The sequence below is a fragment of the Pradoshia sp. Z4_20 genome (genome assembly GCF_058216035.1).
The window spans coordinates 51365-76413 of the sequence record NZ_JBZAJD010000001.1; the positions used below are offsets into that span (position 1 = coordinate 51365).

Below are 25049 nucleotides of genomic sequence, written 5' to 3' on the forward strand. Positions count from 1 at the left end.
GTAATGAATTCAGGAGTTTTGGGTGGGACATATCGAGTATGCTTATGGGTTGTCAGACTGGCTTGGTCAAATATCATATGGATTTTCTTAAATCTTCCTGTTTTATATTTTTGTTTAAGCTTATTGAATGCTGAATATTTAAATATCACGTATATTCTTCTTTTAATCATGGGGTTAGTGCCAATTTTCTCTTTCCCTTCCACTGTCGCTTTGTTTGGAGTTGTACGGAAATGGGTGATGGGAGAAAGCGATATTCCGATTGCCACTTCCTTTCTTCGTTATTATAAGGAAAACTATTTCAGGAGTTTTATAGGGGGAATCGTGTTTACCCTTATGTGGGCTGGCTGGATTATGAATTATATTAGTTTTGTCAGTCAACAGTCCGTTATATTTCTTGTTCTCTATGCTTTTTTTACGATGATTCTCCTAACATGGACTTTATATTTTTGCTGCTATACCGTTCATATTCACGATCGGCTCTTACAATCTATCAAAAATTCTTTCATCATGTCCGTTGGACGACCGATTTCAACCCTTGGGGTAGTCATGGTCACTGCGATATTAATTTATATTAGCATTGGTTTTACGTTTTTATGGCCATTCTTTACCGGAACGATATTGGCGTTTTTATCCTTTAGCTTTTTCTATCGGATTATTGAGAAAACCATACACTATCAAAATCAAACTAGAGATAGTGGCTTAAACGCAAGAGAAGAAAAAACAACCTAAATGAAAGGCTATTATTTGTTTTTGCGTAGAAAAAGAATCTGTTGATGGGAGTTGGAGTTGAAGATGAAGACGGAATATACATATCTCTTTCAGAATACAAAAGCTTTACTAGAGGACAGGGTGAAAGATCTGGTGTCTCAGCTGACATTGGAAGAAAAAATTAATCAAATGTGTCAGTACCAAGATGCTGTTCCGAGATTGGGAATAAAAAAATATAAGCATGGAACAGAAGGAGCTCATGGTATTGCTTGGCTGGGGGAAGCTACCGTGTTCCCGCAAAATATCGGCTTGGCCTGTACATGGAATGTAAATCTAATGAAGGAAATTGGCTCTGTCATTGGAGATGAGGCGAGAATTTTTTATCAAAAGGATCCAGAACATAATGGATTAACAATTTGGTCTCCAACGGTTGATATGGAAAGGGATCCAAGATGGGGTAGAACCGAAGAGGCCTATGGGGAAGATCCTTGCTTAACTGGTAAACTGACAACAGAATTAATCAAGGGTATGCAGGGGGAACATCCATTTTATTTGAAGACAGCCGCTACATTAAAGCATTTTCTGGGAAATAATAACGAGGTTAACCGTGGAGAGTGCTCAGTCAGTCTCGATCCCCGTAATTTAAATGAATATTATCTGAAAGCGTTTGAAAGGCAAATTAAAGAAGGAAAAGCACAATCGATCATGACTGCCTATAATGCTGTTAATGGAACTTTATGTAATATGAATCCTGATGTTAACGAGATTATAAAAAAGGAATGGGGAATGGATGGCTTTGTTGTAAGTGATGCTGGAGATGTACTTGGTTCAGTTAATGAGCATCACTATGTTGAATCCTATGCAAAGGCGGTTGCATACTCCATTAAAAATGGAATTGACAATATCACAGATGATAAGGACATAACGGTACGAGCCATCCGTGATGCTTTGGAACAGGAATATCTATTGGAAGAAGATTTGGATAAGGCTCTTTGCAACACCTTTAGGGTGAGATTTCGTCTTGGTGAGTTTGATTCTGATGGGGAGAATCCTTATTCATATGTTTCTGCAGAAAAATTAGCCAGTAAGGAGCATTATGAGCTATCTTTGAAGGCTGCCCGGGAATCTATTGTATTGCTTAAAAATAATGGAATCCTTCCATTGAAAAATAAAAAGGTTGCCGTAATCGGTCCTTTGGCAGATGAAGTGTTAACCGATTGGTACAGCGGTACACCACCTTATTCAATCACACCGCTTGAAGGTATCAAGGGAAAAATCGGTGAAACAATTCCCTACGCTGATGGAAGCAATCGCATAAGGCTCAGTATTACGGAAAGCGGAAAATCGATAGGGGTTAACCCTGATACCGGCTTCTTGCTTGCACGTGAGAATGAAGGAGATGTATTGATTCATACGGACTGGGGATGGGGGAGTGAGACGCTTCGCTCTGAGAAAAATGGCAAATTCATTACCGTAGATGACGATCTTCATTTAAAGGCTACCGCTGATGAAGCAAAAGGGTGGTTTGTAAAAGAAGTATTTACTTTTTCTCAAAAGGAAGAAAGCATGGAGATTCTTTCCTGGGATAACCAGCCTATCCAATTGTCTGATGATGGATCCATTATTCAGGCCGAAGGTATGCCTGCCGCATTGTTCTCCTATAACATAACCGAGGATGGTATCCAAAAAGCTGTGGAAGAGACAAGCAAAGCAGATACAGCTATCATTTTTGCTGGTAATAATCCTTTTATAAATGGAAAGGAATGCATTGATCGTCCGGATTTGACATTGCCGCCTGCTCAGGAAAGGCTCATCCAAGAAGTACTTAAGGTTAATTCCAATACTGTCGTTGTTATTGTTGGAAGCTATCCTTATGCTGTTAACTGGGTTAATGAACATGTACCTGCCATTATATATACATCTCATGCAGGACCGGAACTAGGCCGCGCAATAGCTGATGTGTTGTTTGGGGATTACAATCCAGCGGGACGTTTACCAATGACATGGTATCAATCTGTCAACCAGCTGCCTGAAATTATGGATTATGACATTATAAAAGGAAAGCGTACCTATCAGTATTTTGATGGGGAAGTATTGTACCCTTTTGGACATGGATTATCTTATTCACAGTTCGAATATAAAAATTTGGAACTATCGAAAGAAAGTGTAACGAAAGAAGAAGTTTTACATGTGACGGCAGAGATCAGCAATAGAAGTGATCTGGATGGTGATGAAGTGGTCCAGTTGTATGTGCGGTGTAATCAGTCTAAAGTAATTCGGCCTATTAAAACGTTAAGGGACTTTGAACGGGTGCATATTAAAGGCGGAGAGACTAAAAAAATAATCTTATCAATAGAGGTAAAGGATCTGGCATACTGGGATGTGGCAGAAGAACGTTTTCTATTGGAGGATGGAACATATACAGTCATGCTGGGCAGTTCATCCAAAGCTATTCAGTTGGAAAAAACAGTTGAAATAACAGGAGAAACCCGTACAGAAAGAACATTGAAGGGCAAAGTAAACTCTGTTCATTATGATGATTATTACTCAGTCAAAATGGTTGAGTGCTTAGAAGGACGGCATGCAATTCAAAGTATTGGCTCTAGTGGTTGGATTATGTATAAAGACGTTAAAATAAAAGCAAATAACAGAATGATGAAAATACGTTTGGCCAATAGCGGAAAGCAAACCGATATTGAAGTGAGGACATGTAAGCCGAATGGAAAGCTTTTATGTACCCTTCAAGCTCCAAGTACAGGTGGGTATCAAGCTTGGACTACAGTGGAAAAATCATTCATGGACATCGAAGAGGACAAGGTAGAAGATATCTATCTCTTATTTAAAGATGAAGTGGCTATTCATTGGCTAACAATAGAGTAATAAGAGACAAAAAACACTATAGTCAAATATAGTGTTTTTTTACGTTTATCGATAATTGGTATAGAGTGAGCATGTGGATAAATATAAAATAAATGGGAGTTATTACCATGAGGTTTTGCGTAATCACTAATTATGACATGAAAAATCATAAAAAATATACCACTTTATTTGGAAAATTCTTTAAAAAATCTCATGTATAATATATTTATATATGTAAGCGCTTACTATTTGTTGGAGGTTCGTTGATGATAGCGTATATTACTCGCAAATTAAATAATATGAAATTAAGAGATAAGTTGATTATATCCCTGGTTATTCTGGTAGCGATTCCGATTAGTATAGTTGGTCTATATTTAACTCAGCAATTGCGAAATGGAGCTATTGAAGACGCCATCAGTGAATCGAAAATGAATATGGAACGAATGAAAAAGAGAACGGCTGAGGTTTTAAAAGTACCAATCTATATATCTGACAACCTTCAGTTTGATCAGCAGCTGGATACGGTCGCAAATACCTCTTATGATTCGCGTTATCAGGTTGTAGAAGCCTATGAAAATTATAAGCTATTTACATATTACCTTGAATACTATAATGAAATCTCGACAATTCGATTTTTCATGGATAATCCAACGATGTTAAATAATTGGGAATTTATACCTATTGATGAAGAGGTAAAAAAAGAAGAATGGTATCAGGAAACAACGAAAAATCCTGATTTAATGAGATGGTATTACGTCAATGATTCAACTAAGGATAATGGGCCCTATTTATCACTTGTGAGACGTATTAATTTTCTTAAGACTAATACATACGGGGCGCTTGTTATAACAGTGAATACTTCAGAGTTGGAATGGATATTGAATCAGGAGACCCTGAGGGCAATGATTGTTGATGAGGAGAATAATATTGTAGCCTCCAATCAGAAAAAGCATATGGGACAAAAGCTTTCCAGTGTCATCCCTTCATTAGAAAAGGTAAGTGAAGAGGATGGATTCAAAGTTTATGAAGGTAAATTAAATGGCAAAAAATCTGTGGTTATGGAGGATTCCTTACTGGAACAAAGTCAAGATCATTTACGGATTATATCAGTTATGACAGAAGACCAAATGATGAAAGATGCCAATAACATCAGTATGATGGGTTTTTTTGTTACCCTGCTTGGATTTACATTAGCTGGCGTATTAATTTCCATTGTATCAATCCTTTATTCTAAGCGGGTTTCTAAATTGAGCAAGCAAATAGATTTGGTTTCAGCCGGTGATTTATCAAGCATGATTGAAGTGGATGGGGAAGATGAAATTGGTACATTATCCAAGCAATTTAATCGAATGGTGGCAAATCTGCGAGAGCTCATTGCCAAGGTGGAGGAAACGAATAGGCAGAAAAGTCTGTTGGAAATTAGGCAAAATGAAATCAAAATTAAAATGATGGCCAGCCAGATAAACCCGCATTTTTTATTTAACACATTAGAGTCTATTCGGATGAAAGCCCATATGGAGGGAGCGAAGGATGTGGCGAATGTTGTAAAAATGCTTGGCAGAATGATGCGCCACAGCTTGGAGATTCAGGGTCAAAAAATTCCTCTGTCAAAAGAATTGGAAATGGTGAATCTCTATTTGCAAATACAGAAATTCCGCTATCAGGACAGGTTGGAATATGAGCTGGATATAGAAGAAGAAGCTTTGACCGTGCTGATTCAGCCATTAATCATTCAGCCCTTGGTTGAAAATGCTGTTATTCATGGATTCGATTTATTAGATAACGGTGGAAAAGTGTGGGTGACAATCGAGAAAAAAGAGTGTGATTTAGAAATCATCGTTTCTGATAATGGGATTGGTATTTCGGAACAGAGGTTAATGGATATTCTTCAATCCATTAACCATCAAGAAGAGGGGAAACATATAGGGCTGAGGAATGTCCATCAAAGGATGGTGCTCATTTATGGAGAAGAATATGGTCTTTCTATTCAAAGTGAGCTTAATAAAGGAACCGTTATACAATTTAGAATTCCAATAGGGAGAGATAGCCATGTTTAATGTATTGATTGTTGACGATGAACCTATGATTCGTGAAGGCTTAAAAACTCTGATCAATTGGGAGGAATACGGTTTTCGAATCATTGCATTGGCTAGAAATGGAAAGGAAGGCTATGAGGAATACTGCCGGTGTAAACCCGATTTAATGATTGTAGATATTCGTATGCCAGAGATGGATGGTATTTCCCTTATTGAGTTAATACGTGCAGAGGATAATGATATTTCTTTTATTGTTCTGAGTGGCTATTCAGATTTTGCTTATGCCAAAAGGGCAATCAAAGCAAAAACAGCGGGTTATTTGCTTAAGCCAATTGACGAGGAGGAGTTGATTCAGTACCTGATTGACTTGCGTCAAAATATTGAGAAAAGGAAACAATGGTCCAGTTTGATTCAGGCTGAGTACTGTCACGAAAGGGATGAATTTCTCGCTTCCTTATGTCTGAATGATTTTAAAGAAATGGCTAATGTTCAAGAAAATCTTCATAAGTTTGAATTGGAGGATAGCGGATGTCAAATTTTATTAATTCAGTGCTATGAGAATGGGCAGAAAAAAATAAAATCAGAGTTAGTATCCTTCTTCGAGGATTGTAAAAAGGGCGTTGTTTTTACGATAAATGGGTATGCAGCTGTTTATTTGAGATCAGATTATTCATTTATTTCTCGGACTGACATGATCAAGCAAAAATTAATGAAACAGATTCATCCGTTTTGTAAAAGTATTGCATTGGGAGAATTTATGCCGAGTGTATACGGTATACAGGAATCCTATCAAACAGCACTTACCTTGATTAAACATCAATTTTATTTTGAAAAAGGACAAATATTAACAAAGAGCCATAGAAAAGAGTTGGATAGCGCCCATGGGATTTTAAAAGAAGAACTACTGCTAGATGAATATTTAAACCGCCTTTATTATGCGATAGATGTTGTTAATATTGATACTTGCAGAACTGTTATAGATGAACTTGGAAGAGAAATGATGCATCGAGATTTTTCGGAACAGCAAATAAAGAAACAGTTTATTTACATCTATACCCATACAATGAATAAGCTGTTGCAATTAAATTCTTCCATTGGTTTAGATTCAATGAAGGTTAATGATTGTGCCACTGATATTTATAAAATCGAAACTATGTCTGACTTAATCGAATATATTTTTCAACAGTTTGAGTCTATTATAAAAAGAATTGATAATGGGTTGACCGGTACACAAATGAAGAAAATGATTGATTTAATTCATAAGAATTATAATCAAAATCTCCGGTTGGAAAGTCTTGCTGGGGTATTCAATTATAATAGTGCCTATCTTGGAAAATTATTTAAAAATTATACCGGTGAATATTTTAATACGTATTTAGATAAGGTCCGTATTGAAAATGGAAAAATATTATTACAAAAAGGTTTAAAGGTTTATGAGGTTGCCGAAAAAATTGGGTATGCCGATGTTGATTATTTTCATAGAAAGTTCAAAAAATATGAAGGGATCTCACCTTCTGCCTACCGAAATCATACTGGGTAATAGTACCTTGCCAAAGCTATGTTGATGAATGCTTTGGCTTTTTTATTTTACCTTGCATATATATGAACTGCATATCTAAAATTTTCACCTGATTTTCTCCTAAATCTGTATGGTATTACCACCTTTTTGATTCGGTTATCATTAATGTAAGAAAAGGGGGAGGTATCAATGCAGACGGCAGAAAAGAAAGCGCATACAATTATGAAGGCAGCTCCTACAAGAACGCAAAGAATGTGGACGTCAATAAAAAATCAAAAGTATTTGTACCTTATGTCATTGCCATTTGTTGCGTGGGTGTTTGTTTTTAACTATATCCCTTTATGGGGTTGGACAATGGCTTTTCAAAATTTCAAGCCAGCCAGATCATTTATGGAACAGGAATGGGTGGGATTTGACCACTTTATTGCACTCTTTCAGGACGAGAGGTTTTTTCTTGCTTTACGTAATACGCTTGCAATGAGCTTAATGGGTCTGATACTTGGATTTGTTATCCCTATTATATTTGCCATTTGTATTAATGAAATACGTAAGAAGGCATTTAAACAAACGATCCAAACTGTATCATACCTTCCTCACTTTGTTTCTTGGGTTGTAGTAGCAGGGATTGTAACAAAAATGCTTTCGGTCGATGGGGGAGCCATCAATCAGTTGTTGACTACAACAGGTATTTTGGATGAACCCTATCAATTTATGACACAGGGAAATTTATTCTGGATCATTGTTACATTATCCGACCTTTGGAAAGAGATGGGCTGGAACTCAATCATCTTTTTAGCGGCCATGGCTGGAATTGACACTCAATTATATGAAGCAGCAAAGGTGGATGGAGCAAGCCGTTTGAGGCAAATATGGCATATTACCTTACCGGGTATTCGGCCGACCATCTTGGTTGTTTTGATTTTATCGATTGGTCATTTGATTTCCATTGGCTTCGAAAAACAATTCTTGCTGGGTAATGCTACTGTTGTTGATTATGCAGAGGTTTTAGATTTATATGCCTTAAACTACGGTATTGGTCTTGGAAGATTCTCGTATGGTACGGCAATTGGGATATTCAATTCTTTAGTCAGCATCATTTTATTATTCTTAGCAAATGGCATTTTCAAGAGATTTACAAACCAAAGTGTAATGTAATGGGGTGAGATAGTGAGTAGCAAAGGAGTTAACGTGAGACCCAGCCGGGACGACCGAATATTCGATATTTGTAATTATATCTTTCTAACACTTGTATTCGTCGTTACCCTATATCCATTTTTGAATGTATTGGCTATATCCTTTAATGAGTCGAATGACACGATTCGAGGGGGAATTACGATATTCCCAAGAGAGTTTACGCTGGAAAACTATAAAACTATTTTTCAGTACGATAATTTGGTAACAGGATTTGTTAATTCAACACTTCGTACCATAATCGGAACTGTACTTGGAGTATTATCATCAGCAATGGTGGCTTTTACTTTAAGTCGTGCTGATTTTAGTGGACGTAAATTTGTTTCAACGATCTTGGTTTTAACCTTGTATTTCTCTGGGGGATTAATTCCTGGATATATGCTTATGAGAGATTTAGGCTTAATCGATACATTCTGGGTGTATGTATTGCCTGGTATGGTGAATGCCTTCAATATCATCATTGTTCGGTCCTTTATGGATGGATTGCCATATGCCTTACAGGAATCAGCAAAAATTGATGGCGCTAATGATTTTACTATTTTTTGGAGAATTGTATTGCCGCTGTGTACGCCCGTTTTAGCGACAATTGCTTTATTTGTAGCAGTTGGTCAATGGAATTCCTGGTTTGATACGTATTTATATAATAGTTCAAATGAGAGTTTAACAACCTTGCAATATGAATTAATGAAAATCTTACAAAATACGACTGTTAGTGCCAGTGATCCTAATGCTTATCGGACTTCGAGCGGTGAAGCAGCTGCTTCATCTGTATCACCGGAATCCATCAAAATGGCGATTTCAGTTGTCACTATTGTTCCTATTCTGCTAGTATACCCGTTCCTACAACGCTTTTTTGTACAGGGTATGACATTAGGTGCCGTAAAAAGCTGATTTAAGTTAAAACAGATCATGATCTGTTTGACAATAAATGATAAGGAGAAAAGAGAATGAAAACAAAAACGAAATCAGTACTAATTCTTTTGATGGCCGTTATGTTGGTGATAACTGGTTGTAAGGATGATAGTGCTTCGAGTCCGAAGGAAGAGACAACTGGGCCTGTTACTTTTTCTTTATTTAGCGCTGATCCGCATTCTCAATGGGATAAAATGGAAAGTCCAGTGAGCAAAGCAATCAAGGATAAAACAGATGTGACAATTGATCCTGAATTTGATGTAAATGGCGGAGATCAGAAAATCTCGCTTATGATTGCAAGCGGGGAGTATCCGGATTTAATTTTACCAAAAGGGAATGCTGGTAATTTGGTTGATGCAGGAGCTTTTATAGACCTGACAGATTTAATTGAAGAACATGCACCTAATTTAAAGAAAATTTATGGTGATTATTTAAATCGATTGAAATGGAGTAATGAAGATGAAGGGATTTATATCCTTCCAACTGCAGCTGTTGATCAAACGTATTTCGAGCCAGGCACTGGGTTTATGCTCCAGCATGATGTTGTTCAAAAATTAGGTTATCCTGAAATCCGCACAGTGGAGGATGTAGAGAAGGCTATTAAGGAATATAAGGCTAAATATCCAACGATTGATGGAAAGCCAACGATAGGTTTATCCCTACTGGCTGATGACTGGCGCATCCAGATATCTACCACAAATCCTGCATTTTATGCAACAGGTGCACCTGATGATGGAGAATTTTATATCGATCCAAAATCACATGAAGCAAAATTACATTATCGCCGGGCTGAAGAAAAAGAATATTTCCGCTGGTTAAACCATATGAATGATATTGATTTATTGGATAAGGAAAGCTTTGTACAAAAATACGACCAATATTTAGCTAAGATTTCTTCTGGCCGTGTTCTTTCCGTAACCGATACGGATTGGCAGATTGGCGATGCAGACCGTGCGCTGCGTGAATCTGGAAAAACAGAGCGTATGTATGGAATGTATCCTGTAACACTTAATGAACAATTCAAACATCATAATTTCCAGGATACTGGCTATCTGGGCGGATGGGGCATCGGGATTACAGTAGATAATGAGGATCCTGTACGTGCCATTAAATTTATTGATTATCTTGCCTCTGAAGAAGGACAGATTCTTCAAAACTGGGGAATTGAAGGGGAGCATTATGAGGTTGTAGATGGTAAACGTGTCATCTCGAAAGAAGAAATGGATCAGCGTAATAGCAATGCCAATTATGTAAAGGAAACTGGTATTGGTGCATTAAAAGGCTTTGCTCCTTATTACGGGGATGGAATAACAGATTCAACTGGACAAACCTTTTCAATTGCCAGTAGAGAGCAAATCAAAGACGGCTATACTGATGTTGAAAAAGAAGTACTTTCTAATTATGGCGTAGAGATGTGGGCCGATTTGTATCCACAAAAAGAAGATTTCCCTGTAAAAGAATGGGGAGCAGCTTTTAATATGGCGGTCCCTTCAGGTTCTGATACGGAGCTTATCATGCAAAAGTGTCTTGATATCGTGAAAAAACGGATTCCAGAAGCTATTCTGGCAGATCCAGATAACTTTGATAAAGTGTGGGATACCTTTATGAAGGATTTGGAAAAAGCGGATGTCGAACAAGCTGAAAAGGAATATACCAAACTAATAAAAGACCGTATTGAGCTATGGAATAAGTGATATTAAATCATAACTGTCCTCCTGAATCTTTATAGGAGGACAGTGTTTTTAACTATCAGGCTATATAAATGAAAGAATAATAAATTATTTACTGGATTGGAGAGTATTCATATGAATCAGATTCCCATAGCGGTTCAAATGTTCAGTCTGCGAGAAGAGGCGGAAAAAGATTTTGCAGGTACGTTGAAAAAAGTAGCTGAGCTTGGTTTTGACGGTGTTGAGTTAGCTGGCCACGGTAATCTTACTGCCCAGGAAGTGAGGAACCTCTTAGATGAGTATGGCTTAAAAGCAGCAGCCAGCCATATCCCAATCGATGAGCTAGAAAGTGAGCTTGAACGAGTAATTGAAGAGCAAATTATATTAGGTTCAAACTATATTGTATGTCCATATTTAGCAGAAGACCGACGCCAGGAAAGTGAGTATCTTGCTTTGCCTTCTCTATTAAATGAAATAGGGGAGACATGTAAGAGGAACGGTCTTACATTGTGCTATCACAATCATGATTTTGAGTTAGAGACCCTATCTGATGGACGGAAAGCGCTAGAGGTTATTTTTGATGGTACAGATCCAGATAAGGTTAAAGCGGAGTTTGATGTATATTGGCTAAAAAAGGCAGGGGAAGATCCTATTTCCTGGTTGGATAAATACCGGAATCGGTCTCCTCTCATCCATTTAAAGGACATGACCTTAGATGATGAACAGTTTTTCGCAGAACTGGGCACAGGTGGGGTTGAGATTGAGAAAATTTTAGAAAAGGGCGAGGAGTTAAACGTCGCCTGGTGGATTGTTGAACAGGATGCTACGAGATTAACTCCGTTTAGGAGTATGGAAATTAGTATGAATTATTTAAAAAGCAACCTGCCTGATTATACAACAAATAAAGGGAGATAGGGTTTCATGACTTTACGGGTAGGGATTGTCGGCTGCGGAAATATCAGCAGCATCTATATCGAGAATAGTAATAGATTTACAGACTATCAAGTAGTAGCCTGTGCGGATTTGGATTATACAAAAGCGATCGAAATGGCTCGAAAGTATAATGTTGGAAAACCGTTGGAGCTTGAAGAAATATTTACATCTCCAGATATCGATTTAATTTTAAATTTAACTGTTCCTCATGCTCATTCATCTGTATCTCTAAAAGCTATTCATAACGGTAAGCATGTTTATACTGAAAAACCTCTTTCAATTTCATATAACGAAGGCAAAAGAATACTGGACGCTGCCCGTGAAAAGGGAGTTATAGTAGGGTCGGCTCCTGATACCTTTCTCGGTGGCAGTCTTCAATTAGCTGGAAAATGGATTGAGGAAGGGTTGATTGGGCGAATTGTAGGGGCAACAGGCAATATGATGTCCAATGGACCTGAATCCTGGCATCCAAACCCCGACTTTTATTACAAGGCTGGCGGTGGCCCTATGTTTGATATGGGTCCATATTATTTAACGGCATTAATCAGTTTACTGGGCAGTGTGAACAGAGTTACTGGTATAGCTAGAACAACCTATACGGAACGATTGATCACAAATCCGAAGCGGTTTGGAGAGTTTATCCCGGTTGAGGTGCCGACACATGTGACTGGAATACTGGAAATGGCGAGTGGAGTGATTACGACGATTACGACAAGCTTTGATGTAGTGGGAGCTAGAACTCCGTTTCTTGAGATATATGGGGAAAAAGGAACACTTAGCTTGCCTGATCCGAACCAATTTAATCATCCTGTTCTTGTAAAAAGAGATGGAGAGATTGAGTGGACTGAATTGAAGACTATGGGAGATCCATATGACAATCTGCGCGGGATTGGTCTTGCCGACATGGCAAAGGCTCTTCAGAACGGCTATCAGCCCCGTGCTAGCTCTGAAATGGCCTTGCATGTACTTGAAATTATGGAAGGAATACATCGGTCCTCGGAATTAGGGACTCATTATGTAATGGAAAGTAAATGCGAGAAGCCATTTTTACTAGACGCTAATTAAGTTCAATAATTTTAAAATGGAGGAACGTAGATGAATAAAATAAGAGTGGGTGTTATTGGATGTGGAAGTATCGCTAAATTCCGCCACTTACCTGAGTATGCTGCAAATGAGACTTCAGAAATCACTGCCGTATGCGATCTAGTTGAAGAAAGGGCAAAGAAGATGGCTGAGCTTTATGGCAGTGAAGTGTATACCGATTATGATGAAATTATAGCAAGAAACGATATTGATGCTGTCAGTATATGCCTTCCGAATTATTTGCACGCTCCCGTTACAATTGCTGCATTAAAATCTGGTAAACATGTATTATGCGAAAAACCAATGGCAACTTCAAAGCAAGAAGCAGAAGAGATGATTCATGCCGCACGTGAGGCCAGTAAAAAATTGATGATTGCCCATAACCAACGATTTGTTGCATCACATCAGACTGCCAAGGGAATTTTGGATAGCGGTAAATTAGGGAAGATTTATAGTTTTCGTACCGCTTTTGGCCATCCCGGACCAGAAGGCTGGAGTGTGGATGGCAAGGAAAGCTGGTTCTTCAATAAGAAACAAGCATTTATAGGTGCTTTAGGTGATTTAGGCGTACATAAGTCAGATTTACTTCGCTATTTATTTGGAGAGTTTTCAGCAGTAAGTGCTTTTGTTGAAACCAATGCAAAGGATTCTACTGAAGTAGATGACAATGCGGTTGTCCTGCTGCGCACGGATAGCGGAATCATTGGCACTTTAGCGGCGAGCTGGGCTTATGTAGCCGGCGGCGGGGATAATTCAACGGTTATTTATGGAGAAAAGGGTATTCTGCGATTGGAGGATGATCCAGAGCATTCATTAATTGAAGAGTATGCTGATGGACGTGTCATTAAACATAAGTTGGATAAAATTCAGACGAATGAAGATGGTGGGCAAACGTCATCTCATGTGATCAATCATTTCATTCAGTCAATTATCGAGGATAAAGAACCGCTAATTACGGGAGAAGAAGGGAAAAAATCATTGGGTATCATTCTTGGTGCTCTTGAATCAGAGCGGACGAAGAAGACCGTTTCCTTAGCAGAGGGGGAAGGTTTTTAATGAAGCTGGGAGTTTTTACCGTATTGTTCTCGAAAATGTCATTTGTAGATATGCTCGATTATGTTAAAGAAGCAGGATTATCCACTGTTGAAATTGGAACCGGAGGGTATCCGGGGAACGCTCATTGTCCGTTGGATGAATTGCTTGAGGATGAACAAAAGAGGAATTCGTATCTTGGAGAAGTCAACTCTAGAGGATTATCGATTAGTGCGTTCAGCTGCCATGGCAATCCACTAACACCGGATAAAAAGTTCGCTGAAGAATCAGATTCCATTTTACGTAAGACAATTCAACTTGCATCCTTGTTGGGAGTACCCGTTGTAAATACATTTTCCGGTACACCGGGAGACAGTGAAGAAGCAAAATATCCAAATTGGCCAACTGTTGCTTGGCCGGCGGAATATGCCGATCTATTAGAATGGCAATGGGAAAATAAGTTGATTCCTTATTGGAAAGAGATCGGGACGTTTGCAGAGCAACATGATGTAAAAATAGGTATTGAATTACATGGGGGTTTCCTTGTTCATACACCTTATACATTATTAAAACTAAGGGAAAGAACCTGTACGGCAATCGGAGCTAATTTTGACCCGAGCCATATGTGGTGGCAGGGAATTGATCCGGTGGCAGCGATTAAGATTCTCGGTAAGGCCGGTGCTATTCATCATTTCCATGCGAAGGATACGTATATCGATCAGGATAATGTAAATATGTATGGATTAACAGATATGCAGCCCTATGGTAATGTGGAATCTAGAGCCTGGACATTCAGAAGTGTTGGATGCGGGCATTCTATTCAAGAATGGAGCGATATGATGAGTGCGCTCCGTATTTACAATTATGATTATGCTGTCAGTATTGAACATGAAGATCCATTAATGTCTATTGAAGAAGGTTTTACTCGAGCGGTTAAGAATTTAAATGGTGTGCTTATTCGCGAAAGACCAAGTGAAATATGGTGGTCGTAATGAATGTACACACTTAAGGTTTGAATTCTGTTGCGAAATCAACCGGATTTGGAATTGTTTTGTTGAATGGCCAAACATGTATCCAATTTTGAAATCTATACAGAATCAATAGTATCTGGATTTTAACTTTCCAATCTTTCTTCAAAAACCTCTTGCCACCAGGTACAATTTTTGATAAAATAACTTTTGTTGTCATTACGAATGAGCTTCTATTGACATTATACAGCGAAACATGTTAAAATGATTTTTAGTGAGCAAATCAAATACGACACATTATAAAGCAGAAGCACCCGCTTCTCACCTGTATAACACTCTTCAGAGAGTAGTTAACTGGTTCAATTGATATAATCAGACGGTATGTCTTTTTATGGGCGGGTGTGCATGCACCGGCCTTTTTTATATGTTTAAAAAGCATGTGAAGTAGTATTTGCTAGAAAATCTTGGAGGTGGCTTATTATTAGCAAACAAGACTTAATCTTAAACGAAGGCATTCGTGCCCGAGAAGTACGTCTAGTTGATCAAAATGGTGAGCAGCTTGGAATTAAATCCCGCAATGAGGCATTAGAAATTGCTACACGCGTGAATTTGGATCTTGTGCTGGTTGCACCGAACGCAAAGCCTCCTGTCGCCCGTATTATGGACTATGGTAAGTTCCGTTTCGAGCAACAGAAGAAGGAAAAAGAAGCTAGAAAAAACCAAAAAACAATTAGTTTAAAAGAGGTTCGTTTAAGCCCAACTATCGACGAGCATGACTTTAATACGAAGCTTCGCAACGCTATTAAGTTCCTTGAAAAAGGAGATAAGGTAAAAGCAAGTATTCGATTTAAAGGACGGGCTATTACCCATAAAGAAATCGGGCAGCGCGTGTTAGTTCGCTTTGCAGAGGAATGTAAAGAAGTGGCTACTGTGGAAACAGCGCCAAAAATGGACGGACGCAGCATGTTCTTGATTTTAGCACCGAAAAACGAAAAGTAATGTTTCGAGGAGGAAATTTCCCATGCCAAAAATGAAAACTCACAGAGGCGCTGCAAAGCGATTCAAAAAAACTGGTTCTGGTAAGCTTAAGCGCAGCCATGCTTACACAAGCCACTTATTCGCTAACAAATCCACTAAAGCAAAACGTAAATTACGTAAAAGTGGAATGGTTAGTTCCGGAGATTTCAAACGCATTCGTCATCTATTAGACAATATCAAGTAATTGAGAACGCTCAATTTTAGGAGGAATTAGATATGCCACGTGTTAAAGGCGGTACAGTGACGCGCAAACGTCGTAAAAAAGTATTAAAGCTAGCTAAAGGTTATTTCGGTTCAAAACATACATTATACAAAGTTGCTAATCAACAAGTAATGAAATCCTTGCAATATGCATTCCGCGATCGTCGTCAAAAGAAACGCGACTTCCGTAAATTATGGATTACTCGTATCAATGCAGCAGCTCGGATCAACGGTCTTTCTTACAGCCGTTTAATGCACGGTTTAAAACTTGCTGGTATTGAAGTTAACCGTAAAATGCTTGCTGAACTTGCAGTTAGCGATGCAGCAGCATTTGCTCAATTAGCTGAAACAGCTAAAAAAGAACTTAATAAATAATAATAGAGGCGCTTCTCAAGTGATTGGGGGCGCCTTTTGTTATGGGAGGAGAATATGAAAGAGCTTATCATCGGTTATTTTATACTGATCAATTTAACCTTACTTCTTGTTATGAAACTGGATAAAAACAGAGCTCAACATAATCGATACCGCATAAGCGAGAAAACATTGTGGATTCTGGCTCTTGCTGGAGGAGCTATTGGCGGGACAGCAGGTATGAAGCTATTCAGGCATAAAACAAAGCATAAAGCTTTTGTGGCAGGCTTTCCATTATTAGCAATCGTGGATGTAATCATAGCAGCTATTCTTTTATCAACCATACAGTCATAATTAAGCAAGAGAACATATATTAATAAATAAGCCAAGTTTTAACAACGTAGAAAGGCAAAATGGGGTGTGAGTATGGATTATGATTTTACCATGTTGCTCGCTTTTATTGAGGCAGGTGGTTTTTGGTCACCTCTTGTCTTTGTAGTTTTCCATATAGTAAGGCAATATATTTTTATTCCGGTAGCTGTTGTTTGTATGGCGGGCGGGATTATGTTTGGTGCTGTATTCGGTACGTTATTATCTTTATTAGGTCTCTGGCTATCATCGATTATTTTTTACTTTATGATTATTAAAATGCCGAAATTACAGCATAAGCTTGAAAAGTTGGATGAGCGTACATTGAAGTTCGGAGGAAGAATAAATGTAAAGCAGGCGAGTATCCTAAGGCTTATTCCGTTTATACATTTCCATCTCCTAAATTTTTATTTAATCGGCAACAGCAAAACCTTTACGGATTACGCAAAAGCCGTTTTTTGGTCCAATATTCCCTTGGCATTTTTTTATACGGTATTTGGACATTCGATTGCAAAGTTTTCTCCAACGATGATGCTGATTATCATTTCAGCGCTGATTATCTTGCTCTTTTTCCTTAGAGAAAAGAAGGTCATTATTAAGTGGAGTCAGTTTTTTGGTCATACTTAACATTAGTCTGTTAAACTTATTTGTATAGATAAGTTTTGCAGGCTTTTTTAGATGGTTAATAGAATGAAGTTCTATTCAGTTTACTGAAGACTGGTTAGGATACAGGAGGAATGACCATGTTTAATGGAATGAACCAGTTCCATGGTCAGGCTATATTTAGAAGTGAATATTAACGGAAGTCTTTCGGCTGATTCATAATGGTCTTTCGATTATTTGATAGTAAAGGGAAATAATACATATACTATAAAGAATGATATACATAGTTAAGGAGGCTCTTTTTTATGAAACATCTAGATGATACGCTTTCTATGCTGAAGGAGCTAACAGATGTTAACGGCATTGCAGGTAATGAAGGAGAACCGAGAAAAGTTATGAGAAGGCTGATTGAGCCATATGCTGATAGCCTTTCATTTGATGGAATCGGCAGTTTGATTGCTGAGAAAACAGGAGAAGAAAAAGGACCGCGCATTATGATTGCCGGACACCTTGATGAAGTAGGTTTTATGGTTACCCGGATTGATGACAAAGGATTCCTCTTTTTTCAAACGATTGGGGGCTGGTGGTCACAGGTTATGCTTTCTCAGCGTGTTACAGTAACCACTTCGGGGGGCGAGCAAATTACGGGTTTAATCGGATCTTCACCGCCTCATATCCTTACTCCGGAAGCGAGAAAGAAACCGGCAGATGTCAAAAATATGTTCATTGATATCGGAGCCACAAGCCGGGATGAAGTACTTGAATGGGGAATTCGTCCAGGAGATATGGTAACGCCGTACTCCGAATTTACGGTACTTAAAAACGAAAAAATGTTAATGGCTAAAGCATGGGACAACCGAATTGGTTGTGCGGTGGCAATAGAGGTATTAAAACGCCTAAAAGATGAAAACCATCCGAATACCGTATTTGGCGTAGGAACTGTTCAGGAAGAGGTAGGGCTGCGCGGCGCTAAAACAGCGGCTAATTATGTACAGCCTGATATTGCGATTGCTGTAGATGTTGGAGTGGCAATCGATACACCAGGATTATCTGAAAAAGACGGTTTAACAAAAGCGGGAGACGGTCCGGGACTGGTGTTATATGACGCAAGCCTGGTGACTCATAAAGGCTTGAGGGACTTTATTGTCGGTGTGGCAGAAGAAATGAATATACCTTATCAATTTGATCATATACCTGGCGGCGGAACAGATGCTGGATCATTCCATGTCAGCGGTACGGGTGTACCTTCTATCGCGATTACGATTCCAACTCGTTATATCCATTCTAATGCGGGGATATTAAATCGTGATGATTATGAAAATACGGTTAACCTTATTGTAGAATTGGTTAAACGTCTGAACAGGGAAACGGTGGATAAGATTACGTTTGATTGAATACGAAAAAACGATGATGGAGAATAACTCCGTCATCGTTCTTTTGTTATTTGCTGAGTGCACTTTCTAATAGATGGAGCATCTCGTCCTTCTCGCTTTCAGAGGCTTTTTGCCAAATAAGCTCAAATAATACACCAAGGCCCGGCAGCATTTTTTCTTCACCGCTTTGAATGGCATCTACAATAGTGGCTTCAAGTTCATCCTGGGTATTGCCTGTTACATTATGGATAATGGCATTTCTAAGATTTAAATTCATGGATATTCCCTCCAATTTTGGTCTCATACTTAGTTTTGCTTTTCTTTCCTTTTTCTATGTATTAAATTTGGGATATAATGAAAGAACGTTTGATAAGAAGGTGACTTATATTGAAATATATTGAATCAATGCAAAATGCACGTGTAAAGCAATGGAAGAAACTTTTGACAAAGAAGGACAGGGATAAAAGCGGTCTTTTCCTAGTGGAAGGTTTTCATTTAGTAGAGGAAGCTCTTATGCATGGATTAGTGGAAGAACTGATTGTAAAGGAAGGTACTGATTTACCTTTAAAGTGGGAGCTAGAAGGCATTGATCTGTTTACTGTACATAAAGACATTTTTAAAGCAATCGCGGATACTGACACACCACAGGGAGTTGCAGCGGCTTGCAGAAAGCCAACTTTCCCTGAGTTAGGAGCGGACATTTCAACTGTATTATTAATTGATCGTGTGCAGGATCCAGGGAATATCGGAACAATGATACGTACAGCAGATGCAGCGGGCTTTGATGCCGTTATACTCGGAGACGGGTGCGCAGATGCATACAGTCCAAAGGTAGTTCGCTCTACACAGGGCAGCCTGTTTCATATCCCAACTTTTAAAGGAAGCCTAGAAACTTGGGTGGATAAATTACAACAATCAGGTATGAAGGTTTATGGGACTGCCTTGCAGGGAGCAAAGCCTTATAAGGAGATAAGTAAAGCAGAACGGTTCGCTATACTTGTCGGCAATGAAGGCAGCGGCGTCAGCAAAGAACTGCTAGAACAAACAGATCAAAATGTGTATATTCCTATATACGGAAAAAGTGAATCATTAAATGTGGCAGTAGCTGCCGGCATTTTGATGTATGGCCTTAAATAAAGAGGAAATGAACGTTTGAAACTCGGGGCAATTTAGATTATAATGAGTAAATAAAATTGGATGATGAAAAGCATAGATGGGGACTAAGTAGCTGTTTGACCGCCTTACAGGAAAAAAACGCCTGAGACTGAGAGCGTTTTTATGGAAAAAGGCAAACAAGTGAATTCACCCCCGGAGCTGCAACCGGGACCACAGACAAAACGTTTGTGTAAAGGTTAGCCGGCAGAAATGTCGTTATTGAATGAAGCGAGCGAGCCTATAATGAATAGGACGCTAACAAGGGTGGTACCGCGATGATAACCTCGTCCCTTTTTGGGGACGGGGTTTTTTGTTGTTTTCATTTATTGGTTTTCATCAAAAATCACATAGGAGGATTTAATTATGCAAGAGAAATTACAAGCATTGCAGCAGGAAGCCTTGGAAAAAGTACAGATTGCTGTTGACCTCAAAGGCTTGAATGATGTCCGTGTTGCGTACCTTGGCAAAAAAGGACCGATCACCGAGGTATTGAGAGGAATGGGCAGTCTTTCAGCAGAAGAACGTCCAAAGGTAGGGGCACTTGCCAATGAAGTAAGAGGTGCGATTGCATCTGCAATTGAAGAAAAGCAGCACGCATTAGAGGAAGAAGCTGTTAATCAAAAATTGGCAAAGGAAAAAATTGACGTCACTCTTCCTGGAGCTCCTGTTAATAAAGGGAACCACCATCCTTTAACAAAAATCACGGAACAATTAGAAGACCTATTCCTTGGAATGGGCTACACAGTGGCTGAAGGTCCGGAAGTGGAACAGGATTACTATAATTTCGAAGCATTGAATCTTCCTAAGAGCCATCCTGCCCGTGATATGCAGGATTCCTTCTACATTACTGAGGAAATCTTAATGCGTACCCATACATCCCCTGTACAAGCTCGTACAATGGAAAAGCATGAAGGGAAGGGACCGGTTAAAATTATCTGTCCTGGTAAGGTGTATCGCCGTGATAATGACGATGCCACACACTCTCACCAATTTATGCAAATTGAAGGTCTTGTAGTGGATGAGAACATTACAATGGCTGACTTAAATGGAACTCTTGAAGTATTTGCGAAAAAATTCTTTGGTGAAGATCGTGAAATTCGCCTTCGTCCAAGCTTTTTCCCATTCACAGAGCCTTCAGTTGAAATGGATATTTCCTGTAAAATTTGCGGTGGAAAAGGCTGTTCAGTTTGTAAACAAACAGGTTGGATCGAAATTCTGGGCGGAGGTATGGTTCACCCGAATGTACTTGAAATGGCAGGATTTGATTCCAAGAAGTACACTGGATTTGCATTTGGTATGGGTGTTGAAAGGATTGCCATGCTGAAATACGGTGTTGACGATATCCGTCATTTCTATACAAATGATGTACGTTTCGGAAGCCAGTTTCATCGTCACGAGTAAGAATTAGAGGGAGGAAATAAGATGTTTGTATCATATAGATGGTTACAGGATTATGTTGATTTAGATGGAATCAATGCTAATGAGTTGGCAGAAAAAATTACAAGAAGCGGAATCGAAGTAGAAGGTGTAGAATCTCCTGCTGAGGTAATTCAAAACGTGGTAATCGGACATGTACTTGAAAAAGTACAGCATCCGAATGCTGATAAATTAAGTGTTTGTAAAGTGGATATCGGTGAAGAAGAACCGGTTCAAATCGTGTGCGGTGCACCGAATGTGGCAGCAGGACAAAAAGTTCCTGTCGCAAAAGTGGGAGCTGTTTTACCGGGGAATTTCAAAATTAAAAAGAGTAAGCTGCGCGGAGAAGCATCCCACGGCATGATCTGTTCCCTGCAGGAATTGGGAATCGAAGCGAAAGTAGTGGCAAAAGAGTTCAGTACAGGTATTTTTGTATTCCCTGAAGATGTTGTTCCTGGCACAAATGCGCTTGAACAACTGGGGCTGGATGACCATATTCTTGAGCTTGGATTGACACCAAACCGTTCTGATTGCCTAAGCATGCTTGGTGTAGCATATGAAGTAGCAGCTATTTTGGGTAAAGAAGTTAAATTACCGGAAGTAACTGTAAAAGCAGGCTCTGAGAAAGCAGAAGACTATGTAAGCGTAAAAGTGGACGCACCTGAGCAAAATCCTCTTTATATCGCGAAAATCATTAAAGATGTAAAAGTCGGTCCATCTCCATTATGGCTGCAAAGCCGATTAATGAAGAGCGGGATCCGTCCGCATAATAATGTGGTCGACATTACGAATTTTATTTTGCTTGAATATGGTCAGCCATTGCATGCGTTCGATTATGATCGTTTACAATCTAAAGAAATTGTAGTTCGTATGGCAGATGAAGGTGAAAAGCTGACTACATTGGATGAAGCTGAACGTACGCTTAGCGATGATCATTTAGTCATTACAAATGGCAAAGAAGCTATTGCACTTGCTGGTGTGATGGGAGGAGCCAACTCAGAGGTTGTTGATGGAACAACAACTGTATTACTGGAAGCAGCCTATTTTGCAGGCGGTCCTGTCCGCAAAGCTTCCAAAGATTTTGGTCTTCGTTCAGAAGCAAGCGCACGCTTTGAAAAAGGTGTGGATCCAAACCGCGTTCGTGCTGCCGGAGAACGTGCAGCAGAATTAATCGCAGAGCTTGCAGGCGGTACAGTGCTTGAAGGTCAAGCAGAATTTAATGAGATGAAGATTGAAGAAGCCGTGATTAGTATTGGTCTTGGAAAAATCAATAAGGTACTGGGTACGTCTTTATCTGTGAACGAAGTGAAGGATATTTTAACGCGCCTTCAATTTGAAGTGAATGTGGATGGAGAAGACTTTGTAATTACGGTACCGACACGCCGTGGAGATATTACTATTCCAGAAGATATTATTGAAGAAGTAGCAAGACTTTACGGATACGATAATATTCCAAAAACATTACCGGTTGGTGCTTCTAAGCCAGGTGTACTAACTCCTTACCAAATGAAGCGTCGAGTTGTACGTCGTTATCTAGAAGAAGCCGGTTTAATGCAAAACATCACATACTCTCTAACATCTGCTGAAAAAGCAGCCATGTATACATTAGAGCAACGTGAAAGCATTCGTTTGGCAATGCCGATGAGTGAAGAAAGAAGCACTCTTCGTATGAGCCTGATTCCTGGCTTGCTGGATGTGTTAAAGCATAATGTAGCTCGCCAAAATGAAAATATGGCTGTTTATGAAACAGGTGCTATTTTCCTTAAAACTTCTGATACAGAGCTTCCAGAAGAAAAAGAGCATCTTGCAGGTGCTGTAACGGGTCTATGGAACACGAACCTATGGCAGGGAGAGAAGAAAAAAGTAGATTTCTTCGTTGTAAAAGGAATCCTTGAAGGCTTATTCCGCAAGCTTGGCCTTGAAAACCGTATGGAGTGGAAACAAGCGATTGTTGAAGGAATGCATCCAGGACGCACAGCTGAATTGTTCTTAGATGGAGAATTAATTGGTTTCGTAGGTCAAGTTCATCCGAAAGTTGAAAAGAAAGAAGACTTAAAAGAAACCTATGTATTTGAATTGTCTCTAGTAGACCTTTTACATGTAGATCAAGAACCAATTCAATATACAGCTATTCCAAGATTCCCTTCTATTACACGTGATATTGCATTGGTTGTGGACTCTGAAGCAGTAGCGGGAGAAATCAGCACGATTATCAAAGAAGCTGGCGGCAAACTATTAAAAGAAGTTCACTTATTCGACTTATACGAAGGAGAAAAAATGGAAGAAGGCAAAAAATCATTAGCATTCTCCCTAAAATACTTCGACCCTGAAAAAACACTAACAGACGAAGAAGTAACAAAAGCCCACAGCAAAGTCCTAATGGCAGTAGAAGAAAAAGCTGGGGCACAGCTGAGAGGCTAGAAAAGCTGAAGGGCCTTGCTCAGGAGCGAGGAGCATAAGACAAAGGCACGAAGGGGATGGTTTCCCCCGAAGTGGCTATCCTTATGACTCGAGGGCCTAGGAGTTGAAGCTGGATCTAACGAAAGGCTGAGACGACTCAAAAAGGAACAAAGACTAAGACCACCACATCGTGTGGCAATGTCTTCATCCAACATCCTGTTGGCCTTTGCAGCCACTTATAATTGAATGAGGGAGTGGTGGAAGCCATCTCCCTTAATTAAAGATTATATCTGTATAATTTTAATGCAAAAAAGATTGCTATAATATAAGCAATCTTTTTTTTATGTATGAATTAACTTGTTAATGTATGATGACTGTGTTGGTTTATGATAATTTCTCTTTAATCTGTTTGAATTCTTCTCTTAATTTCGTACTATATTCGTCGATTTTTTCTCGTCTTTCTTTTGAGCGCTGTTCTTTCATTCTGGCTTTTGCTTCGTGTTCTAATTCCTTTTGTATCTTACGCGCATGGTCTAGTTCTTCCTGAATAACGCTGGCACGGTATCTAACGATTACTGTATTAAATTGATTAATGATCTCATTATAGGATGTTTCTGTTTCTTCTTGTATAACAGCTATAAGGGCTATATCTCCGTCTTTCATTCTTGTAGAAACCGTATAAAGCATACCGTCCTCTTCCTTGGCATCATTCATATCTAATAAGGAACCGAAGCCGGCACCTATCCCCATTCCTAAAAGGATACCTATCGGACCGCCAAGTAACCCGAGAGCTCCTCCAATAAGTCCGCCTAATAAAGTGTCATCACTTGTTTGACTGCCAGTGTTGAAGCTATCCTTTGTGATAATCTCCCCATCAACTTTTTTTAGTAAAACTACTTGTGAGAGGACGAAATCTTTCTGGGATGTATGAGTTCTTTTTAGCTCAGATAAAGCCTGATATGCTTCGCTTTCAACCTTGAAAAAACTTAACACAACATTTTCCATTCTCGTTTTACCTCATCTCTTTGAAAAAATTCCGATTATTTTATTCCCCTCAGAAAATGCGGTAAACTGGTAAGTTTTTCATTGCATTTAAACATCATTTTAATTGGCTGAGGATAGCGGCTGGATTTAGGGGTAGTTTGGCTGGATTCCAATCAAACTCGGCTGGATTATTACCAAGATTGGCTGAATTCCTTCTAAGTTCGGCCGGATTTTGAATAAAGTCGGCT

The 25049-nt window shown here is 39.0% G+C and carries 22 protein-coding genes and 1 other annotated feature; of the genes, 20 read left to right on the forward strand and 2 right to left on the reverse strand.

Going from position 1 to position 25049, the window contains the following annotated elements:
• Positions 1-3 precede the first annotated feature (3 nt).
• The 17 genes from AC4BHP_RS00215 to AC4BHP_RS00295 all read left to right on the forward strand — a co-directional run bounded on the left by AC4BHP_RS00215 (position 4) and on the right by AC4BHP_RS00295 (position 18867).
• The gene (locus tag AC4BHP_RS00215; protein ID WP_490551059.1) at positions 4-729 is read left to right on the forward strand and encodes a YesL family protein; all 726 of its coding nucleotides are present in this window, start codon (positions 4-6) and stop codon (positions 727-729) included.
• 63 nt (positions 730-792) lie between these two features.
• On the forward strand, positions 793-3588 hold the full coding sequence (locus tag AC4BHP_RS00220; protein WP_490551060.1) for a glycoside hydrolase family 3 C-terminal domain-containing protein: 2796 nt from the start codon (positions 793-795) through the stop codon (positions 3586-3588).
• Between the two features lie 245 nt (positions 3589-3833).
• Positions 3834-5624 (forward strand): sensor histidine kinase, encoded by a 1791-nt coding sequence (locus tag AC4BHP_RS00225; protein ID WP_066108840.1) that lies wholly within the window; start codon positions 3834-3836, stop codon positions 5622-5624.
• Entirely contained in the window at positions 5617-7143 is a 1527-nt protein-coding gene (locus AC4BHP_RS00230) for a response regulator transcription factor (RefSeq protein WP_490551061.1), read from the forward strand. Before AC4BHP_RS00225 ends, AC4BHP_RS00230 begins: the two co-directional genes overlap by 8 nt.
• A gap of 201 nt (positions 7144-7344) precedes the next feature.
• A complete protein-coding gene (locus AC4BHP_RS00235) occupies positions 7345-8277 on the forward strand; it encodes an ABC transporter permease (RefSeq protein ID WP_225983735.1) in 933 nt (310 codons plus the stop codon).
• A gap of 12 nt (positions 8278-8289) precedes the next feature.
• A complete protein-coding gene (locus AC4BHP_RS00240) occupies positions 8290-9204 on the forward strand; it encodes a carbohydrate ABC transporter permease (RefSeq protein ID WP_066108832.1) in 915 nt (304 codons plus the stop codon).
• Between the two features lie 56 nt (positions 9205-9260).
• Entirely contained in the window at positions 9261-10919 is a 1659-nt protein-coding gene (locus AC4BHP_RS00245; protein WP_066108831.1) for an ABC transporter substrate-binding protein, read from the forward strand.
• A 111-nt stretch (positions 10920-11030) separates the two neighbouring features.
• Positions 11031-11810, forward strand: a complete 780-nt coding sequence (locus AC4BHP_RS00250) for a sugar phosphate isomerase/epimerase family protein (protein WP_066108826.1) — start codon at positions 11031-11033, stop codon at positions 11808-11810.
• 6 nt (positions 11811-11816) lie between these two features.
• Entirely contained in the window at positions 11817-12893 is a 1077-nt protein-coding gene (locus AC4BHP_RS00255) for a Gfo/Idh/MocA family protein (protein ID WP_066108824.1), read from the forward strand.
• Positions 12894-12923: 30 nt separating this feature from the next.
• Positions 12924-13967 carry a Gfo/Idh/MocA family protein gene (locus AC4BHP_RS00260; protein WP_140462237.1) on the forward strand — a complete coding sequence of 348 codons (1044 nt, stop codon included), beginning with the start codon at positions 12924-12926 and terminating at the stop codon, positions 13965-13967.
• Positions 13967-14935 (forward strand): sugar phosphate isomerase/epimerase family protein, encoded by a 969-nt coding sequence (locus tag AC4BHP_RS00265; RefSeq protein WP_140462238.1) that lies wholly within the window; start codon positions 13967-13969, stop codon positions 14933-14935. Before AC4BHP_RS00260 ends, AC4BHP_RS00265 begins: the two co-directional genes overlap by 1 nt.
• A 272-nt stretch (positions 14936-15207) precedes the next feature.
• Positions 15208-15340: a sequence feature (ribosomal protein L20 leader region), on the forward strand.
• Between the two features lie 48 nt (positions 15341-15388).
• Positions 15389-15910, forward strand: coding sequence for a translation initiation factor IF-3 (gene infC, locus AC4BHP_RS00270; RefSeq protein ID WP_077248178.1), 522 nt, complete (start codon positions 15389-15391; stop codon positions 15908-15910).
• 22 nt (positions 15911-15932) lie between these two features.
• Positions 15933-16133 carry a 50S ribosomal protein L35 gene (rpmI, locus tag AC4BHP_RS00275; protein ID WP_049669916.1) on the forward strand — a complete coding sequence of 67 codons (201 nt, stop codon included), beginning with the start codon at positions 15933-15935 and terminating at the stop codon, positions 16131-16133.
• A gap of 32 nt (positions 16134-16165) precedes the next feature.
• The gene (rplT, locus tag AC4BHP_RS00280) at positions 16166-16525 is read left to right on the forward strand and encodes a 50S ribosomal protein L20 (protein WP_066108802.1); all 360 of its coding nucleotides are present in this window, start codon (positions 16166-16168) and stop codon (positions 16523-16525) included.
• A gap of 54 nt (positions 16526-16579) precedes the next feature.
• Positions 16580-16855 (forward strand): DUF1294 domain-containing protein, encoded by a 276-nt coding sequence (locus AC4BHP_RS00285; RefSeq protein ID WP_066109248.1) that lies wholly within the window; start codon positions 16580-16582, stop codon positions 16853-16855.
• Between the two features lie 72 nt (positions 16856-16927).
• Complete coding sequence (locus AC4BHP_RS00290; protein WP_066108799.1) at positions 16928-17497, forward strand: VTT domain-containing protein; 570 nt, start codon at positions 16928-16930, stop codon at positions 17495-17497.
• Positions 17498-17778: 281 nt separating this feature from the next.
• A complete protein-coding gene (locus AC4BHP_RS00295) occupies positions 17779-18867 on the forward strand; it encodes a M42 family metallopeptidase (RefSeq protein WP_066108797.1) in 1089 nt (362 codons plus the stop codon).
• Between the two features lie 46 nt (positions 18868-18913).
• Here AC4BHP_RS00295 and sspI read toward each other — a convergent pair whose 3' ends face one another.
• Complete coding sequence (sspI, locus tag AC4BHP_RS00300) at positions 18914-19123, reverse strand: small acid-soluble spore protein SspI (protein ID WP_066108794.1); 210 nt, start codon at positions 19121-19123, stop codon at positions 18914-18916.
• A 128-nt stretch (positions 19124-19251) separates the two neighbouring features.
• Here sspI and AC4BHP_RS00305 point away from each other — a divergent pair, with 128 nt between their 5' ends.
• From AC4BHP_RS00305 to pheT, 3 genes are all read left to right on the forward strand, one after another.
• A complete protein-coding gene (locus AC4BHP_RS00305; protein WP_490551629.1) occupies positions 19252-19983 on the forward strand; it encodes a TrmH family RNA methyltransferase in 732 nt (243 codons plus the stop codon).
• A gap of 381 nt (positions 19984-20364) precedes the next feature.
• The gene (gene pheS, locus AC4BHP_RS00310; protein WP_066108785.1) at positions 20365-21402 is read left to right on the forward strand and encodes a phenylalanine--tRNA ligase subunit alpha; all 1038 of its coding nucleotides are present in this window, start codon (positions 20365-20367) and stop codon (positions 21400-21402) included.
• Positions 21403-21423: 21 nt separating this feature from the next.
• Entirely contained in the window at positions 21424-23838 is a 2415-nt protein-coding gene (gene pheT / locus AC4BHP_RS00315) for a phenylalanine--tRNA ligase subunit beta (RefSeq protein ID WP_148630967.1), read from the forward strand.
• 363 nt (positions 23839-24201) lie between these two features.
• Here pheT and AC4BHP_RS00320 read toward each other — a convergent pair whose 3' ends face one another.
• Positions 24202-24822: a DUF1269 domain-containing protein gene (locus AC4BHP_RS00320; protein WP_066108777.1), complete on the reverse strand. Its 621-nt coding sequence runs from the start codon at positions 24820-24822 to the stop codon at positions 24202-24204.
• Between the last annotated feature and the right edge of the window lie 227 nt (positions 24823-25049).

Excerpts from the sequence above, each read along its gene's own strand:
- rpmI (WP_049669916.1), top strand. The coding sequence starts at position 15,933 with ATGCCAAAAATGAAAACTCACAGAGGCGCTGCAAAGCGATTCAAAAAA.
- AC4BHP_RS00320 (WP_066108777.1), bottom strand. The coding sequence starts at position 24,822 with ATGGAAAATGTTGTGTTAAGTTTTTTCAAGGTTGAAAGCGAAGCATAT.
- AC4BHP_RS00250 (WP_066108826.1), top strand. The coding sequence starts at position 11,031 with ATGAATCAGATTCCCATAGCGGTTCAAATGTTCAGTCTGCGAGAAGAG.
- AC4BHP_RS00265 (WP_140462238.1), top strand. The coding sequence starts at position 13,967 with ATGAAGCTGGGAGTTTTTACCGTATTGTTCTCGAAAATGTCATTTGTA.
- AC4BHP_RS00225 (WP_066108840.1), top strand. The coding sequence starts at position 3,834 with ATGATAGCGTATATTACTCGCAAATTAAATAATATGAAATTAAGAGAT.
- AC4BHP_RS00220 (WP_490551060.1), top strand. The coding sequence starts at position 793 with ATGAAGACGGAATATACATATCTCTTTCAGAATACAAAAGCTTTACTA.
- AC4BHP_RS00215 (WP_490551059.1), top strand. The coding sequence starts at position 4 with ATGAATTCAGGAGTTTTGGGTGGGACATATCGAGTATGCTTATGGGTT.
- AC4BHP_RS00260 (WP_140462237.1), top strand. The coding sequence starts at position 12,924 with ATGAATAAAATAAGAGTGGGTGTTATTGGATGTGGAAGTATCGCTAAA.
- AC4BHP_RS00305 (WP_490551629.1), top strand. The coding sequence starts at position 19,252 with ATGCAAAATGCACGTGTAAAGCAATGGAAGAAACTTTTGACAAAGAAG.
- AC4BHP_RS00245 (WP_066108831.1), top strand. The coding sequence starts at position 9,261 with ATGAAAACAAAAACGAAATCAGTACTAATTCTTTTGATGGCCGTTATG.
- AC4BHP_RS00290 (WP_066108799.1), top strand. The coding sequence starts at position 16,928 with ATGGATTATGATTTTACCATGTTGCTCGCTTTTATTGAGGCAGGTGGT.
- AC4BHP_RS00295 (WP_066108797.1), top strand. The coding sequence starts at position 17,779 with ATGAAACATCTAGATGATACGCTTTCTATGCTGAAGGAGCTAACAGAT.
- AC4BHP_RS00255 (WP_066108824.1), top strand. The coding sequence starts at position 11,817 with ATGACTTTACGGGTAGGGATTGTCGGCTGCGGAAATATCAGCAGCATC.
- pheT (WP_148630967.1), top strand. The coding sequence starts at position 21,424 with ATGTTTGTATCATATAGATGGTTACAGGATTATGTTGATTTAGATGGA.
- AC4BHP_RS00235 (WP_225983735.1), top strand. The coding sequence starts at position 7,345 with ATGAAGGCAGCTCCTACAAGAACGCAAAGAATGTGGACGTCAATAAAA.
- AC4BHP_RS00285 (WP_066109248.1), top strand. The coding sequence starts at position 16,580 with ATGAAAGAGCTTATCATCGGTTATTTTATACTGATCAATTTAACCTTA.
- pheS (WP_066108785.1), top strand. The coding sequence starts at position 20,365 with ATGCAAGAGAAATTACAAGCATTGCAGCAGGAAGCCTTGGAAAAAGTA.
- AC4BHP_RS00230 (WP_490551061.1), top strand. The coding sequence starts at position 5,617 with ATGTTTAATGTATTGATTGTTGACGATGAACCTATGATTCGTGAAGGC.
- sspI (WP_066108794.1), bottom strand. The coding sequence starts at position 19,123 with ATGAATTTAAATCTTAGAAATGCCATTATCCATAATGTAACAGGCAAT.
- rplT (WP_066108802.1), top strand. The coding sequence starts at position 16,166 with ATGCCACGTGTTAAAGGCGGTACAGTGACGCGCAAACGTCGTAAAAAA.